The sequence below is a fragment of the Pseudomonas saudiphocaensis genome (assembly GCF_000756775.1).
GTDB classification, from domain to species: domain Bacteria; phylum Pseudomonadota; class Gammaproteobacteria; order Pseudomonadales; family Pseudomonadaceae; genus Stutzerimonas; species Stutzerimonas saudiphocaensis.
On record NZ_CCSF01000001.1, the window covers coordinates 1268022 to 1283979 of the forward strand.

At 59.3% G+C, this 15958-nt stretch carries 19 protein-coding genes; 8 read left to right on the forward strand and 11 right to left on the reverse strand.

All coding sequences use genetic code 11. The features are described from left to right. Nucleotides 1-66: 66 nt before the first annotated feature. Nucleotides 67-1485, forward strand: a complete 1419-nt coding sequence (locus BN1079_RS05930) for an MATE family efflux transporter (RefSeq protein ID WP_052114435.1) — start codon at nt 67-69, stop codon at nt 1483-1485. On the opposite strand, the gene BN1079_RS05935 is transcribed toward BN1079_RS05930, so the two are convergent. Next, nucleotides 1436-2191, reverse strand: coding sequence for a sulfite exporter TauE/SafE family protein (locus tag BN1079_RS05935; protein ID WP_037023003.1), 756 nt, complete (start codon nt 2189-2191; stop codon nt 1436-1438). The two genes, BN1079_RS05930 and BN1079_RS05935, sit on opposite strands and share 50 nt — an antisense overlap. Nucleotides 2192-2297: 106 nt before the next feature. On the opposite strand from BN1079_RS05935, the gene BN1079_RS05940 reads away from it, so the two are divergent. Next, nucleotides 2298-3254, forward strand: coding sequence for a LysR family transcriptional regulator (locus tag BN1079_RS05940; protein ID WP_037023004.1), 957 nt, complete (start codon nt 2298-2300; stop codon nt 3252-3254). A gap of 30 nt (nt 3255-3284) precedes the next feature. On the opposite strand, the gene BN1079_RS05945 is transcribed toward BN1079_RS05940, so the two are convergent. The 7 genes from BN1079_RS05945 to aroC form a co-directional block, all read right to left on the reverse strand. After that, complete coding sequence (locus tag BN1079_RS05945) at nt 3285-3626, reverse strand: ribonuclease E inhibitor RraB (RefSeq protein WP_037023005.1); 342 nt, start codon at nt 3624-3626, stop codon at nt 3285-3287. 342 nt (nt 3627-3968) lie between these two features. Next, nucleotides 3969-4823, reverse strand: a complete 855-nt coding sequence (speE, locus tag BN1079_RS05950) for a polyamine aminopropyltransferase (protein WP_037023006.1) — start codon at nt 4821-4823, stop codon at nt 3969-3971. A gap of 120 nt (nt 4824-4943) precedes the next feature. Further along, nucleotides 4944-5135 carry a PLDc N-terminal domain-containing protein gene (locus BN1079_RS05955; RefSeq protein ID WP_037023007.1) on the reverse strand — a complete coding sequence of 64 codons (192 nt, stop codon included), beginning with the start codon at nt 5133-5135 and terminating at the stop codon, nt 4944-4946. 3 nt (nt 5136-5138) lie between these two features. Further along, on the reverse strand, nt 5139-5348 hold the full coding sequence (locus BN1079_RS05960) for a PLDc N-terminal domain-containing protein (protein ID WP_037023008.1): 210 nt from the start codon (nt 5346-5348) through the stop codon (nt 5139-5141). A 121-nt stretch (nt 5349-5469) separates the two neighbouring features. Continuing rightward, nucleotides 5470-6015, reverse strand: a complete 546-nt coding sequence (locus BN1079_RS05965; RefSeq protein ID WP_037023009.1) for a 1,2-dihydroxy-3-keto-5-methylthiopentene dioxygenase — start codon at nt 6013-6015, stop codon at nt 5470-5472. A gap of 75 nt (nt 6016-6090) precedes the next feature. Further along, entirely contained in the window at nt 6091-7242 is a 1152-nt protein-coding gene (locus BN1079_RS05970) for an MFS transporter (RefSeq protein ID WP_037023010.1), read from the reverse strand. 73 nt (nt 7243-7315) lie between these two features. Beyond that, entirely contained in the window at nt 7316-8407 is a 1092-nt protein-coding gene (gene aroC / locus BN1079_RS05975; RefSeq protein ID WP_037023011.1) for a chorismate synthase, read from the reverse strand. Nucleotides 8408-8585: 178 nt separating this feature from the next. On the opposite strand from aroC, the gene BN1079_RS05980 reads away from it, so the two are divergent. Further along, on the forward strand, nt 8586-9374 hold the full coding sequence (locus BN1079_RS05980; RefSeq protein ID WP_037023012.1) for a hypothetical protein: 789 nt from the start codon (nt 8586-8588) through the stop codon (nt 9372-9374). Nucleotides 9375-9380: 6 nt separating this feature from the next. Here the strand turns inward: BN1079_RS05980 and prmB are convergent, their stop codons facing one another. Beyond that, on the reverse strand, nt 9381-10319 hold the full coding sequence (prmB, locus tag BN1079_RS05985; protein ID WP_037023013.1) for a 50S ribosomal protein L3 N(5)-glutamine methyltransferase: 939 nt from the start codon (nt 10317-10319) through the stop codon (nt 9381-9383). A gap of 189 nt (nt 10320-10508) precedes the next feature. Between prmB and BN1079_RS05990 the strand changes: the two genes are divergently transcribed. The 4 genes from BN1079_RS05990 (at nt 10509) to folE (ending at nt 12828) form a co-directional block, all read left to right on the forward strand. Next, complete coding sequence (locus BN1079_RS05990) at nt 10509-11102, forward strand: cysteine hydrolase family protein (RefSeq protein ID WP_037023015.1); 594 nt, start codon at nt 10509-10511, stop codon at nt 11100-11102. An 84-nt stretch (nt 11103-11186) separates the two neighbouring features. After that, on the forward strand, nt 11187-11501 hold the full coding sequence (locus BN1079_RS05995; protein ID WP_037023016.1) for a hypothetical protein: 315 nt from the start codon (nt 11187-11189) through the stop codon (nt 11499-11501). Nucleotides 11502-11604: 103 nt separating this feature from the next. After that, a complete protein-coding gene (locus tag BN1079_RS06000; protein WP_037023017.1) occupies nt 11605-12162 on the forward strand; it encodes a Smr/MutS family protein in 558 nt (185 codons plus the stop codon). A gap of 120 nt (nt 12163-12282) precedes the next feature. Further along, nucleotides 12283-12828, forward strand: coding sequence for a GTP cyclohydrolase I FolE (folE, locus tag BN1079_RS06005; RefSeq protein ID WP_037023019.1), 546 nt, complete (start codon nt 12283-12285; stop codon nt 12826-12828). 99 nt (nt 12829-12927) lie between these two features. On the opposite strand, the gene BN1079_RS06010 is transcribed toward folE, so the two are convergent. After that, nucleotides 12928-13530, reverse strand: coding sequence for a glutathione S-transferase family protein (locus BN1079_RS06010; protein ID WP_037023021.1), 603 nt, complete (start codon nt 13528-13530; stop codon nt 12928-12930). 132 nt (nt 13531-13662) lie between these two features. On the opposite strand from BN1079_RS06010, the gene BN1079_RS06015 reads away from it, so the two are divergent. Beyond that, a complete protein-coding gene (locus BN1079_RS06015; RefSeq protein ID WP_037023023.1) occupies nt 13663-14124 on the forward strand; it encodes a MarR family winged helix-turn-helix transcriptional regulator in 462 nt (153 codons plus the stop codon). A gap of 69 nt (nt 14125-14193) precedes the next feature. Here BN1079_RS06015 and rpsA read toward each other — a convergent pair whose 3' ends face one another. After that, entirely contained in the window at nt 14194-15879 is a 1686-nt protein-coding gene (gene rpsA / locus BN1079_RS06020; RefSeq protein WP_037023025.1) for a 30S ribosomal protein S1, read from the reverse strand. Nucleotides 15880-15958 lie beyond the last annotated feature (79 nt).

Sequence of the window (15958 nt, forward strand, 5' to 3'; positions counted from 1 at the left end):
TTCCGGGGGTGCTTCCCTGGGCGTAGACTATGCCGCTTCTTGTATACAACCCGGACTGCCCTGGAAATGCCTGCTGAGCCAAGACTTAGACGGGTGCGCGGAGAGCTGCGCGCCCTCTTTGCCATTGCCTTGCCGATGATGATCGGGCAACTGGCCAATACCGCCATGGGATTTGTCGACACCATGATGGCCGGACGCGTCGGCCCTCGAGATCTGGCAGCCGTTGCCCTGGGCAACTCGGTGTGGGTACCGATGTTGCTGCTGACCAGCGGCGTGATTCTCGCAACCACACCAAGCGTCGCCAAACGCTTCGGCGCCGGCGAGCACGAACGGATCGGACCAGTGGTGCGCCAAGCGTTATGGATGGGTCTGGGTATTGGCACTCTGTCCGCCATCCTCATGTGGAATGCCGAGCCGCTGCTGCATCTGCTGAAGGTTGAAACCAACCTGATCGAACCCAGCATGGGCTATCTGCGCGCGGTAGCCTGCGGCTTCCCGGCCATGGCGGTGTATCTCGTACTGCGCAGCTATAGCGATGGCCTCGGTCATAGCCGGCCCAGCATGGTGATTGGCCTGCTCGGTCTGACGCTGAATATTCCGCTTAACTACATCTTTATCTTCGGCAAGCTGGGCGTGCCGGCGATGGGCGGTGTCGGCTGCGGCTGGGCGACCGCCGTGGTGATGCTGTTTATGGCATTGGCCATGCTGTTCTGGGTTCGTCGCGCCGAGTGTTACCAGCCAAGTCGACTCTTCGAGCGCTTCGACAGACCGTCCTGGCCGGAGCTTAGCCACCTGTTGGCAGTCGGCGTTCCGATCGGCATCGCGGTATTTGCCGAGGCCAGCATCTTTTCGGTGATCGCCCTACTGATTGGCGCGCTCGGTGCGACCGTGGTCGCCGGGCACCAGATCGCCCTCAACTTCACCTCACTGGTCTTCATGATCCCGCTGTCGCTGGGCATGGCAATCACCGTCCGCATCGGCCAGGCACTGGGTCGCAACGCGCCGCGTGATGCGCGTTTCGTTGCGGGACTGGGGATCGTCACCGGGCTGTGCTTCGCCTGTTTCTCAGCCATGGCCATGCTGCTTTTCAGCGAACAGATCGCGCGCATCTACACCACCGACCCGGCGGTTATCCAGGTCGCAGCGGGTCTGTTCTTCTATGCAGCGATATTCCAGTTCTCCGATGTCGTCCAAGTCACGGCAGCCGGCGCTTTGCGGGGTTATCAGGACACCCGCATGACGATGGTCTTTACCCTGTTTGCGTACTGGGGCATCGGCCTGCCACTGGGTTATGTGCTGGGGCTGACCGATATGTTCGGCGCCGCCAGCGGCCCAGTCGGGCTGTGGCAGGGTCTGATCGCCGGCCTGAGCTGCGCGGCGCTGCTGCTGAGCATTCGCCTGGCGCGAAGCGCTCGCAAGGAAATACGCCGCCAGGCTAAACCTCAAACGCCAACAATGCCGCGCTCAGAACCAGAAAGCCGCTGAACATCAGGCGCAGCAAGCGCTCCGGCAGCGCGTGCGCCAACTTCACGCCGAGGCTGATACTGAGCAGCCCGCCGATGGCCAATGGCACTCCCAGTGCCCAGTCAACCTGGTCGTGAAGTGCATAAGTCACCAGCGTCACGCCGGTGCTGGGTGCGGCCAGCGACAATGACAAGCCCTGCGCGATGACTTGCGAGGTGCCGAATACCGAAGTAAGAACCGGCGTGGCCAGCACCGCGCCGCCCACTCCGAATAACCCGCCCAGAGCACCCGCACCGGCGCCCAGCGCGCCCAGCCAGGGCCAGGGATAGCGCAGCTCGGTGGAGCCCACCTGCGGCCGAAGAAGAACACGCAACAAAGTGTAAGCCGCCAGAGCCAGCAGAAATCCGACGAAAGCGATGCGCATGCGCCCTGCGTCCAAGGAAACCGCCACTGCCGCACCGGCAATTGCGAAGCAGAAACTGGAAATCCCGAGCGCCGCTGCATGATGGAAATTGATGCGGTTGCGCTGGTGATAGCGCCGGATCGCCAGCAGCACGTTGGGTACCACCATGACCAGCGCCGTGCCCTGTGCCAGCTGCTGATCCAGGCCGAACAGTACGCCCAGTACCGGAATCGCGATCAGCCCGCCGCCAATGCCGAACAGCCCGCCCAGGGTTCCCAGTATCAGGCCCAGTACGATGTTGAATGCAGCGTCGAGCAAATCCATCAATTCTGTTCCGGCACAAAAGCGTGATGCTATCGCCCACAGACTTTCTCCGCTACGCATAGCCATGCACAATAGCTGTGCAACTTTTGCAAAGCCGACTTAATCAATGGCCGACGACCCACTTTCAGAACAGTTCAGGCTGTTTCTCGACATCCTCGATACAGGCAGTTTCTCTGCAGCCGGACGCCTGCACGACCTGACACCCTCCACCGTGGCCCGGCGTATCGATGCCTTGGAAAGCACGCTGGGCTGTCAGGTGTTCAGCCGCAGCACCCATGCCATCAAGCCCACCACTGCCGGCCTGGTGTTCGCCGAGCGGGCCAGACGTATCGTGCAGGAACTGCAGCTGGCCCGTGCCGAGGTCACGTCACTGCAAAACGCACCCCGCGGCCGCATCCGCATAGACGCACCGGCCCCCTTTGGCCGCCGGCACCTGGCTCCGGCCCTTGCGGAATTTCTTTCCATCTACCCTGACGTGGACATCCAACTGCGCCTGATCGACAGCTTTGTCGATCTACGTGGCGAACATTTGGGTGAGGTCGATCTGGTGCTGCGCATCGGTCCACTGGCGGATACTCGCCTGGTAGCCACGCCTCTGGCACCAATGGTGCGCATTCTCTGCGCAAGTCCTGAGTATCTGGCCCGACGTGGCGCGCCTCTGGACGTCGGTGAATTGCCGGCGCACGACGGGCTGGACTGGGACGCGCTGGCGCCCCCCTACGCCTGGCGTTTCGAGCACCATGGGAAAGTGCAATTGCTGCGGCCCCGCCGCATGCGGATGGTCGCGAATAATGCCGAAGCCTTGCTCAGCGGCACGCTCGCAGGGTTGGGCATCGCCCATTTGCCAACCTGGCTGGTCGGCGACCATCTGTTACGCGGCGACTTGCTGCCATTGTTCTGCGAAAACGGATTGCCGCAACCCGAACCCAGTGGCATCTATGCCCTGCGGCTGACCCGCGAAGCTGATTCACGCAGTCGTTTGCTGCTGGAGTTTCTGAAAAACCGCTTTGGCCCGGTCCCTCCTTGGGACCAGGCACTACTAAGCGAATCGGGTTTCGGTTGAATGAGTCTGGGTCGTCAGCGACCCTGACTGTCAGGCACTGCAGTTGGACACTTCCTGGGTCACGCCCCAGCCGTCAGTCACACCGCCCAAAGGCTCGACAAGATTCTCCAGATCCTGCTCAAAGTCACCGATGCCATCGAAGGTGGCATACATGACCTTGCTCACCTGAAGGTTCCAGGCACCGTCGGCGCGGGGAAATATCTGCGTATTGACGCATTCGCCACGGAAATTACTGGCGGCTGCGCGAGCTTGCTCACGCTCGGGAAACACTGCATAGAAATCGATCGGATGAACACGGGCGAAATCGAAACCGCCCTCTTTCATTCTTAGGAGCACGTTGCTGCTGACATCCTCATGGAAGGTGGTACTCATCTTTCAACCTCCTCTCATTAGTGGGTGCTTACAAACTGTCGCACTGGACCATACAGAGGCGAATCGACCACGAAGCGCTGATGTACTGGCTCCGCCTTTCCAATGACTTGGACCTGCCTGATCTTGTTTGTGACCCTCTCTGGATGAACGGCTTTCGAGATCAAAAAAGCCTATTGTCGAGCCTCGTTGCAGATGGGGAAGAGATGAATCGGGTGTCATGAATATCTATCAGCACTGCCCGTTGGCGGCACTGATGGCCTCGAACATAGGGCATCTGGATCTGGGCCGCAATGGGCACGCCGCTTGGCTTATCGAGCAAACGTCCCTGTCTGCGCCGTGAAATCAGCTATTGCTGGCCTTGCCAATGGCTTGCAAAACGTACTGAGGCAGCGCAAAGGCAGCCAAATGGACATGCGGATTGTAATAGCGCGTCACCACTCCGCTGCCGGCGAAACGCTGAGAAAGGGTCTCCAGCGATAACCGGCGACTGGCCGGATCACAGGCGCCCCAAGCGAAGGACATCGCACCGCCGCAAGAAGTAGGCACGGAGGCCTGATAGAAATGCCAATCGGCAAACAGGCCGTTCATCTGTTTGGCGGCAGTCTGCACCTGCACCAGCTGCATAAAGGGCGTTCCGATACGGGCAACCAGAATGCCGCCATCGTTCAGGCAGCGGCGGCAAGCCTGGAACAAACTTCCTTCCTCCTCGTGCGCAGCAACACGGCCGATATGGGCACAGATGATCACATCGAACATTTCGCCGCAGGTGTTGAGAAAGTGCTGGGCGTCATCGATCCGCAGATTCAGGCGTGCGTCATTGAAAGCGCCCCGTGAGCGCTCCGGCAGGAAGGTCTTGCACGCCTCCAGCATGGCGGCATCGGCCTCGACCAGGGTGATCTGCTCGACATCACGGTGGCGGGCAACCTCGCGCAGAATTGCCCCATCGGCACCGCCAATGATCAGTACACGACGTGCCAGCCCATGAGCCAGGATCGGAATATGGCTGAGCATTTCATGCTGAATGAATTCATCCGCCTCGGTGTTCTGTACCACACCATCAAGCGTCATCACCCGGCCCATACGGGCATTCTCGAAGATCGCCAGACGCCGTGAACCGGCATGATCTTCATGCAGCATCCGATCTATGGTGAAGCGCTGGCCGTATCCCTCGTAGAGGGCTTCCTGATAATCAGTCATGGGTGTCCCCCGTATTGGATAGCTTTGAGGCAAGGCGCATAGCTGCACGTGCCTTCGCCTTCAGGAAAGCATCGCATGCGACTTTAGTCCAATACAGCTGAAACCCGAAACGCGCCGCCGTTACAGCCTGACCTTGGCGAAGCGCCCGGCAGCGATGCCCCACATGATCAAGCCAACCACCGGCAACAACGCGATTACCAGGCTCCAGATGATCTTGCGGCCGAACTCGATGCGTCTGGACCAGACATGCAGGATCGCCAGCAGGTCCGCGATCAGCACCAGAACGGCCAGCAGCGGCGCCAGGTCATCCATCGATCAGCGCCTCAGGTTCATGTCATCGGGACGATTACCACGCGGCCCCATGATGCCCCAGAGAATGAGGCCCAGCACCGGCAGGATCAGGATCAACAGAACCCAGAGCACCTTCTTCCCTGTGGCGGCATCGCTTCGCACCACACTGACAATGGCCCAGATATCCAGCAGCAGGATGATCAGGCCGAAAATACCGCCAAAGGCATCGGTCATGGGTAGCTCCTCATTGCGATGGGTTCGCAGTTTGGATGCCTGACAAGCCTGAGGGTTCATGGGCGTCAGGCGGAGTTGACGGCTTCAGCCCGGATGAGCACCAGAAGGACAGCGCCTCGACTCAATCATCCAGGCGTGGAAAGCGGCTGGCGATATCTTCGCCGGTGAATTGCGGGATGCGCCCCTCGGTGGTTTTGAATAGACAGATGGCAATCAGATAAGGGTTTTCCCCCTTGTCGAACCAGTGACGGACACCCGCCGGTATCACGAGCAGGTCACCTTTTTCGCACAGCAGGGCAAAAATCCGGTCTTCGATATGCAGATTGAACAGCCCACGGCCGGCGACAAAGAAGCGCGCCTCGTCCTCGGCCTGAACATACTCCTCAAGTTCCTGAACCCGGCTTGCAGCCTGTTTTGACTGATCCCCGGTCAGCCTGAGCACCTCCACCTCGGCATAGCCGCGCTCACTCTTCAGGCGGTCGATCTGCGCCCGGTGAGCAGCAAGCAAGTCACCGTCGTCGGCATTCGCAGCGATAGCCGTGCCGGCCTGCCAGCGCTCCAGATGCACCCCGACCTCGGCCAGAGTGGCGGCCACGTCATCGTGATGCGTGAGCACCTTGAAGGGTTGTTCGGGGGTCTCATGGTGATAGACGCTGAGAATGCTCATGGTCACAGTCTCCGAGGCCGGGCGTTGACTTCCCGGCACTGATCAATGATTCGTCGGCAGAGCAGGCGCTTGCGGTCATGTCCGACGCTTGTGCAAAGGGATGACCATGATAGCGGCAGCAGCCAGTGCTGCTAGACTGGCGATAGCAAACACCCAGGTAGGCCCAAGGCTGGTCCAGCCGTACCCTGAGTACAGCGCCCCCAACGCGCCACCGATACCGGCCAGCGTCGCATACAGGGCCTGCCCCTGCCCTTGCTGTCGATGGCCGAAGCTTCGCTGTACGAAATGCACGGCAGCGGCATGGAAGCTGCCGAAGGTGGCCGCATGCATCAGCTGTGCAAGCAGCAGCACCAGAAGATGATCGGCCAGCGTTCCCAGCAATATCCAGCGCAGCGCCGCCAACAGAAAGCTTGTTACCAGCACCAGGCGCAAGGAGAAACGCTTGAGCAGCGCCGCCATCACCAGAAACAGCAGCACCTCGGCAACGACCCCCAGCGCCCAGAGCAGGCCGATGATGCCCCGCTCGTAACCGAGCGCTTCCAGATGGATGCTGAAAAAGGTGTAGTAAGGACCGTGACTCACCTGCATCAGGCCGACACAGACATAAAAGGCCAGTACCCCAGGGCGGCACAGCTGTCGCAGGAAACCACCCTGCCCGGCCGTTTCAGGGCGCTGCTCAGGCTGGGCATTGGGCACCCAGATGCTGCTGAGGACGATACCCGCCATAACCATCATGATCGCTACAGGATAAACATCCAGACTGACTCGTTCGAACAGCGCGCCCAGCCCCACCACCGTTACGATAAAGCCAATGCTGCCCCACAGACGAATCTGGCTATAGTGCGCGGCCTCTTCGCGCAGATGCGCCAGAGTGATCACCTCGAATTGCGGCAGTACCGCATGCCAGAAGAACGCATGCAGAGCCATCACCAATACCAGCCAGGCGTAACTTTTATCGAAGAAGATCAGGCCGAACGACAGCAGTGTGCAAAGCGCGCCGATACGTACGATGGCCAGACGCTGTCCGGTCGCGTCGCCCAACCAGCCCCACAGATTCGGAGCCAGGCAGCGCATCAGCATGGGAATCGCCACCAGCTCGCCGATGCGCTCTGCGGAAAAGCCCAGGTGGGCGAAATACAAGCCGAAAAACGGCGCCGTCGCACCAAGCAGCGCGAAGTAAAAGAAATAGAAGCCGGAAAGGCGCCAGTAGGGAAGAGAAACACTCATAAGCAGCAAGCTTCAAGCCACGAGCAGAGACAAAGTGCCGTCCACATGCAGCTTGAAGCCCGAGGCTTGCAGATCAAAGCTGACCCAGTACCGGCGTCGTTACCTGCACATCCGCATTCTGGCCGCGATGACGCAGGAGATGATCCAGCAGCACGATGGCCATCATCGCCTCGGCAATGGGAGTGGCGCGGATCCCGACACAGGGGTCATGGCGCCCTTTGGTGATGACCTCTACCGGATTGCCATGGATGTCGATGGACCGACCCGGCGTAGTGATGCTTGAGGTGGGCTTGAGCGCCAGGTGGGCAACGATCGGCTGACCGGACGAAATGCCACCCAGGATGCCGCCGGAGTGATTGGAGAGAAAACCATCCACGGTCAGTTCATCACGATGCTCGGTGCCACGCTGGGCGACGCTGGCGAAACCGGCGCCGATCTCCACGCCTTTGACTGCATTGATGCTCATCAACGCATGGGCCAGCTCGGCGTCCAGACGGTCGAATATCGGCTCGCCCAGCCCCGGCGGCACACCCTCGGCCACCACGGTGATCTTCGCGCCGACCGAATCCTGATCGCGGCGCAGCTGGTCCATATAGGCCTCAAGCTCGGGAACCTTGTCGGGATCAGGACTGAAGAAGGCGTTCTGTTCTACCGAATCCCAGGTTTTGAAGGGGATTTCGATGGGACCCAACTGGCTCATATAGCCACGCACCTGAATGCCCAGCGTGGCCAGGTATTTCTTGGCAATGGCACCGGCAGCCACACGCATGGCGGTCTCGCGCGCAGAGCTGCGGCCACCGCCACGGTAATCGCGAACACCGTACTTGTGGTGATAGCTGTAGTCGGCGTGGGCCGGTCGGAACTGATCCTTGATCGCAGAGTAATCCTTTGACTTCTGATCGGTATTGCGAATCAGCAGGCCAATCGGGCAGCCCGTGGTACGCCCTTCGAAAACTCCAGAGAGGATTTCCACCTCGTCGGCTTCCTGGCGCTGGGTAGTGTGGCGACTGGTACCGGGCTTGCGCCGATCGAGGTCACGCTGCAGGTCTTCCAGTGACAGCGGCAGCCCTGGAGGGCAGCCGTCAACGATGGCGACCAGCGCCGGTCCATGGCTCTCACCAGCAGTGGTGACGGTGAACAGCTTGCCGTATGTGTTGCCGGACATGCAGGGTGCTCCGCAATCGACCTGAACAAAGGGCGCAAAGTATACCCGAGCCGCTGCCGGTTTCGCCGCATCCACTACTGCGACGCTTGCCTGTATCAGCACATAGCATAAGGCCACCCTCCAGATCGACGAGCAGCTGCCGATATAACTGAATCACCGCAAGGCCCACGGACACCACATGACCGACAAGACACCCGCACCGACCGACAGCGACGCACAAGTGTCCGATTCGCCCTCCCCGCATCCCTGGGCAGAGCTGGCACCGGAGCGCTTTCGGCTGCTGCGCCTGGCACCGCTGACGACCGACAGCGAGAGCGGTGCCCGGCCACTGCGCTTCGTCGAACTGGGCCAGGTTGAACGACATTCGCATCAGCAGAGCTTGCTGAAACTCAGCATTCGGCTTCCCGGGCAGGTGTTGACGGCCAAGTACAACATGCTGGAAATCTGGGTAGACCACGAAGCCAAGGAACTGCAATTCGGCCCGGAGACGGGGTTGCATCTGGAACCGGTCAATCGGGGCCTCGGCCGCTTTCTGCTGGCGCAAGCGGCTCTTTGGGCACAGAAGCGCTGGCCGCACTACCTGGTAAAGGAAGGAGTACTACCGGCCGGCGATATAACCAGCGAGGACGTGCGCCTACGGCGTGATCGCTGCTTGCAAAGCCAGGGGTTCGAGGTCATCTACCCTGACTCCCAGCAGCTCAAGGCACTGTACAACGTGCCGCGCGTCAGTACGCTACGCCCAGACTGGAATGCCGAGAAAGTCCAGATCATCGAACTGCGCGATGCGGCGGCCATGCTCGAACAGGCCGACCGCAACTTGCTCGAGCAGGAAATCAAGATTCGCGACATTCAGGACCGGCTCAACCGGCTTCGTCGAGAAGACGGCACCCTGCGTTTCACCATCGCCTGTCTGATCGCCTTTTCACTGTTCCAAGCGGGCCTACTGATCTGGATCGCGACCCGCTGAAGCCTGCTAGACGGATTCGGCACCGCCAGCCTTGAGGCGCTCACGGAACAACGCCTGGTACTCACGGCACTGGCTGGCCGCCAGCAAAAACACCCCGTGGCCGCCCTCGACGAATTCCAGCCAGGTGAAATCCACTTCGGGATAAAGCGCCTTGACATGCTCCTGGCTGTTACCAACCTCGACGATCAGGCTGCCACTGTCGGTCAGGTGATCCGCCGCCTCGGCCAGCAACCGCCGCACCAGATCCAGGCCGTCATTACCGCAAGCCAACCCTAACGCCGGCTCATGGTGATATTCATCGGGCATATCGGCGAAGTCCTCGGCATCCACATAGGGCGGATTCGAGACGATCAGATCGAAACGCTGACCGGGCAGCTCATCGAAACCATCGCTTTGTACGGTATAGACACGGTCATCGAGACCATGATGCTCGATATTGCAATTGGCCACTTCGAGCGCATCGAAGGAGATATCCGCCAGCACCACCTCGGCGTCCAGAAACTCATAGGCGCAGGCAATACCGATGCAACCCGAGCCGGTACACATATCCAGAATCCGCGCCGGCTTCTTCGCCAGCCAGGGCTCGAAGCGCCGCTCGATAAGCTCACCGATGGGAGAACGGGGAATCAGTACACGCTCATCGACGATGAATGGCAGACCGCAGAACCAGGTTTGCCCAAGCAGGTAAGCGGTGGGTACGCGGTCCACAATACGACGACGCAGCAGCTCCTGAAGATGTTCGCGCTCATCGTCCTCCAGGCGGCAATCGAGGTAGCTATCGGCGATTTCCCAAGGCAGGTGCAATGCACCCAGCACCAGCTGCCGCGCCTCGTCCCAGGCGTTGTCGGTACCATGGCCGTGAAACAGCTGCCCGGCATGAAACTGGCTGACAGCCCAGCGAATATAATCGCGCAGCGTACGCAATCGGGAAGGCGAAGCGGTCACGTCGGCATCTCCGGTAAAAAAGGCGAAAGTTTAGCCGATAGTAGGCAAGGTTTCTCAGCTTCTGCGACGATCAATGATGGCTTAATGCCAGATTTTACTTGTTCGGCGAGCGAATCATGGGCTTCGACGGTTCACATATCCGTCATCTGAGGCCACAATCAGGCCCCCTCACACAACAAGGAGTCAGTCATGTCCAAGCCACAGACCTTGCTTCAGCTCAGTGGCCGCAGTTATGCACCGGCGACTCTGGCCAACGCGACGCTCCTGGTCATCGACGTCCAGGAAGAATATCGCAGCGGTGCGATGGCGCTGCCGAACCTGGCCCCGGCACTTGAGGAGATTACTCGCCTGCTGGCGCTTGCACGTGCAGCCGGCTCACCTATCGTGCACGTCCACCATCTGGGCATCATGGGCGGCTTGTTCGACCCCCAGGGCCTGCGTGGCCAGATCATGCCGGAAGCGACCCCCCTGCCCGGCGAGACAGTAATAGGCAAAACGCTGCCCAACGCCTTTGCCGGCACGCAGCTGCATGACCTGCTGCAACAGCATGGCCGCCTCGATCTGGTGGTGTGCGGTTTCATGACCCACTCCAGCGTGAGCACCACTGTCCGGGCCGCTAAGGATTACGGCTACCGCTGCACACTGGTCGACAAGGCCTGTGCCACTCGCGATCTGCCTATGGGCGACGGCTCAATCGATGCAGAACAGGTGCACCGCATGGAGATGACCATTCTTGCCGACAACTTCGCCGTCTGCGTGGACAATGCCGAGGCGCTGGCCTGAGCCGAATCGCTGAACGTACCTTGCAGGCAAATGAACCTGGCCGAGCTTGCTCGGTCACAGCCCTGACCCTGAGAGGCGAGCGGAATGAAACTGACCGACAACTTCGATGCACGCCGCCTCCGGCCTCGTGAACCAAGAAGATGGCGCTCACGCTTCGGCATGCTCCTCGCTCTGCTGCTGATCATTTTTGGCGCCCTGCTGACGCTCGCCGGTGCTGCATCCCTGCTTGGCATCAAGCAGTTTGACGGCATGATGCTTGAGGCAGAAATGGCCATCGCCTCACTGCTACTGGGCCTTTTTCTGCTCTGGATCGGCCTGTTTATTAGGCGCGGGATACGCCGGCGCCTCTACGGACCCTCCGGTATCAGCCTGTCGCCCCGCCTCGGCAAAAAACGCTAGCAGGCAGCTTTTCAGAAGCCTGATAAACGCTCATAACAACCCGAATCGCAAGCACTATAGAGCCAGCCACTGGGATAAAATTGCCGGTAAATGCGGAGGCAGCATGCAAGACGACGATTTTTCCCTTTTTCGGTCAGCGGTCTGCGGCGTCAAGCCCATCGCACACGATCGAGCCGACACCGGCAAACCGCGTAGCAACAAGGCGCAAATCGCCACTCGCCGAGCCAACGCCAGTATCAGCAACGATGAAATCCGCATCGATGGCCTATCGGATCAGTTCATCATTGATGTGGCTGCAGAGGATCAGCTCTACTGGGTCCACGACGGCGTGCAGGAAGGGCAGATGCGCAAGCTCAAGGCCGGACAGATCCCGTTCGAGGGCAGTCTCGACCTGCATGGGCTGAGCGTGGAAAAAGCTCGCGAGCTACTCTGGGATTTCCTTGCCGAAGCCTGCAAGCTCGAAATTCGCTGCGTGCGCGTCACACATGGCAAAGCTGCACGCACCGATGGCCGAAAGCCTCTGATCAAAAGCCACGTGAACACCTGGCTGCGTCAGCACCCTCAGGTACTCGGATTCACCTCGTGCCTGCCCCGCCATGGTGGAACAGGGGCAATTTACCTTCTGCTCAAACGGACCATGCTCGAAGGACGGGACGAGTAGCGGCAAAAGGCCGTCACCTCACTCCCCTCGCGGACTGAAACTTGTAGCTTGCCCTTGCCAGAGCGACGGGTGCGCCCTACCCTTCGCGCTTGCGCTCACAAGAAGCCCACAGGTAGCTCAATGTCACTGGAACAACATTACACCGCGATCCTTGGCCAGCTCGGCGAGGACGTCAACCGCGAGGGACTGCTCGATACGCCCAAGCGCGCCGCCAAAGCCATGCAGTATCTATGCAAGGGCTACCAGCAGACGCTGGAGGAAGTCACCAATAACGCGCTGTTCAGCTCCGACAACAGCGAGATGGTGCTGGTCAAGAACATCGAGCTGTATTCGCTATGTGAACACCACATGCTGCCGTTCATTGGCAAAGCCCATGTCGCCTACCTGCCCAACGGCAAGGTACTTGGCCTGTCCAAGGTGGCGCGGATCGTCGACATGTATGCTCGTCGCCTGCAGATCCAGGAAAATCTCACCCGCGAAATAGCCGAAGCCATCCAGCAGGTGACCGGCGCCTGGGGTGTCGCAGTGGTAATCGAAGCACAACACATGTGCATGATGATGCGCGGAGTTGAGAAGCAGAACTCCTCGATGGTCACCTCGGTGATGCTTGGCCAGTTCCGCGAGAATCCTGCCACTCGCAGCGAGTTTCTCGGCTTGGTCAAATAGCACAAAGAAGGCTGGAAGATCGCACCTTCCAGCCTTCAATTTGTTTACGAGTTGCGCCCGACTCCTCAAGCCTCAAGACGCCTCCAAGCTTCCTGAATCTCAATCGAACATCCCGACATGCCGCGGATGGCTCGATACCCGTTGTAGCCAAGCCCGGATCGCCGGGTAGCCTTCCAGATCGAAACCACCCTCCTCGGCAACATGGGTATAGGCATACAGCGCCACGTCCGCGATGGAATAGTGCTCTCCCACCAGATAGGGGGTGCGCACCAGTTGTTGCTCCATCACGTTCAGGGCGTGATAGCCATCGTAGCGCTTTGCTTCGTACTCCTCGCGGCGCTCTTCCGGCATCCCGAGGTGCACCTTGATATATCGGGCAACGGCCAAAAACGGCTCATGGCTGTATTGCTCAAAAAATTGCCACTGCAGAACCTGGGTCCGTAACCGCGGATCACTGGGCAGGAACTCGCTACCCTCTGCGAGCAGATTGAGGATGGCGTTCGACTCCCAAAGACAGGAGCCGTCGTCCAGCTGCAAAACCGGAATCTTGCCGTTAGGGTTGAGCTTGAGAAACCACTCTTCTCGTGTTTCACCACGCAAGATATTCACCGGCACCCACTCGTAAGGCAGCTCAAGCAGATGCAGCATGAGCTTGACCTTGTAGCAATTGCCGGAACGATAATCCCCGTAAACCTTGTACATCCCGCTCGCCCTCTCTGATGACACGCTCGCCCTTCCGGCACTCTCGTTCCATAAACGCAGCAGATGCGGAAGCCCGTAAAACAAGTCAAACTGCTTGACCTAAACTACGCCTCCACAGATAAATACGTCAATATGCCTGACCTAAAAAACAGCACTAACCAGCGCCTGATCATGGAGCGCTTTTTTCTCGGCTATCAGGCATTCACCGCAAAGCCTGACGAGATGCTCGCGCGTCGCGGTCTTTCCCGCGTCCATCACCGCATCCTGTTCTTTATAGCGGCCTACCCCGAGCTTAGCGTCAAACAGCTGCTTGGCTACCTGGGCGTCAGCAAGCAGGCCCTGAACACGCCGCTGCGCCAATTGATCGAGATGCATCTGGTGGAAAGCCAACCTGCCGAGGACGACAAGCGCAAGCGCCTGCTGCGTTTCACCAGTGAAGGCGCGAAGCTGGAGCAGGCCTTGCGCCGGGAGCAGATTCGCTTGATCGAACGGGTTTTCGATGAGGTCGGCGAGGATGCCGTGCGAGGCTGGCTGAAGGTCAACCAAGCGTTGGCGGCAACAGCCCACCGCACGCCACAAACGGAACAGGCGTAGCGTGTAACACCAAACCGCAGGCACAAAAAAGGGCGACCGAAGTCGCCCTTTTTTAGATGGAGTCAGAACTTAGTTCTGGTTTTCCATCTGTGCACGGATCAGATCACCAATGGTGGTCGGACCGGCGGAAGGTTCTACGTCCTGCTTGGTACGCAGTTCCTTCATAGCGTCTTTCTCGTCCTCAACGTCTTTCGACTTGATGGACAGGCTGATGACGCGGCTCTTACGGTCGATGCTGATGATCTTGGCTTCGACTTCGTCGCCTTCCTTCAGCACGTTGCGCGCGTCTTCAACGCGGTCACGGCTGATTTCCGACGCCTTCAGAGTGGCTTCGATGTCGTTGCCCAGATCGATGATGGCGCCTTTGGCGTCAACTTCTTTCACGGTGCCACGAACGATGCTGCCCTTGTCATTGATGGACGCGTAGTTGGAGAACGGATCGTCTTCCAGCTGCTTGATGCCCAGGGAGATGCGCTCGCGCTCCGGATCGACCGACAGGATGACGGTATCCAGCTCGTCGCCCTTCTTGAAGCGACGTACGGCTTCTTCACCGGCTTCGTTCCAAGAAATGTCGGACAGGTGAACCAGACCGTCGATGCCGCCGTCCAGACCAATGAAGATACCGAAATCGGTGATCGACTTGATGGTGCCGGAGATGCGGTCGCCCTTGTTGAACTGGCCAGAGAAGTCTTCCCATGGGTTGGACTTGCACTGCTTGATGCCCAAGGAGATACGACGACGCTCTTCGTCGATGTCCAAAACCATGACTTCCACTTCGTCGCCGACCTGTACGACCTTCGACGGGTGGATGTTCTTGTTGGTCCAGTCCATTTCGGAAACGTGTACCAGGCCTTCCACGCCCTCTTCCAGCTCGGCGAAGCAGCCGTAGTCGGTGAGGTTGGTAACCTTGGCCATTACGCGGGTGTTTTCCGGGTAACGAGCCTTGATGGCAACCCACGGATCTTCGCCCAGCTGCTTCAGACCCAGGGAAACGCGGTTGCGCTCGCGGTCGAACTTCAGCACCTTGACGTCGATCTCGTCGCCGACATTGACGATTTCGGAAGGATGCTTGATGCGCTTCCAAGCCATGTCGGTGATGTGCAGCAGGCCGTCTACGCCGCCCAGGTCGACAAACGCGCCGTAGTCGGTGAGGTTCTTGACGATACCCTTGACCTGCTGGCCTTCCTGCAGCGATTCCAGCAGAGCTTCACGCTCGGCACTGTTCTCGGCTTCCAGGACGCTACGACGGGAAACGACAACGTTGTTGCGCTTCTGGTCGAGCTTGATGACCTTGAATTCCAGTTCTTTGCCTTCCAGGTGAGTGGTATCACGCACCGGACGGACATCGACCAGGGAACCTGGCAGGAACGCACGGATGCCGTTAACGTCGACAGTGAAGCCGCCCTTAACCTTACCGTTGATAACGCCCTTGACCACTTCCTCTGCTGCGAAAGCCGCTTCCAGAACAATCCAGCACTCAGCACGCTTGGCTTTTTCGCGGGACAGCTTGGTCTCACCGAAGCCATCTTCAACCGCGTCCAGCGCAACGTGAACTTCGTCACCCACGCTGATGGTCAGCTCGCCCTGCTCGTTGTAGAACTGCTCGACCGGGATGACGCCCTCGGACTTCAGCCCCGCATGGACAGTGACCCAGTCACCGTCGATGTCGACCACGATGCCGGTAATGATGGCACCCGGCTGCATGTCGAGGGATTTCAGGCTTTCTTCAAAAAGTTCTGCAAAGCTTTCGCTCATGTTTATTCCTGCTGTTTTTGGGCGAGGATCCGCCCAATCTCCACACCCCAGATAGATGTGGGTTCATTCATATAAAAAA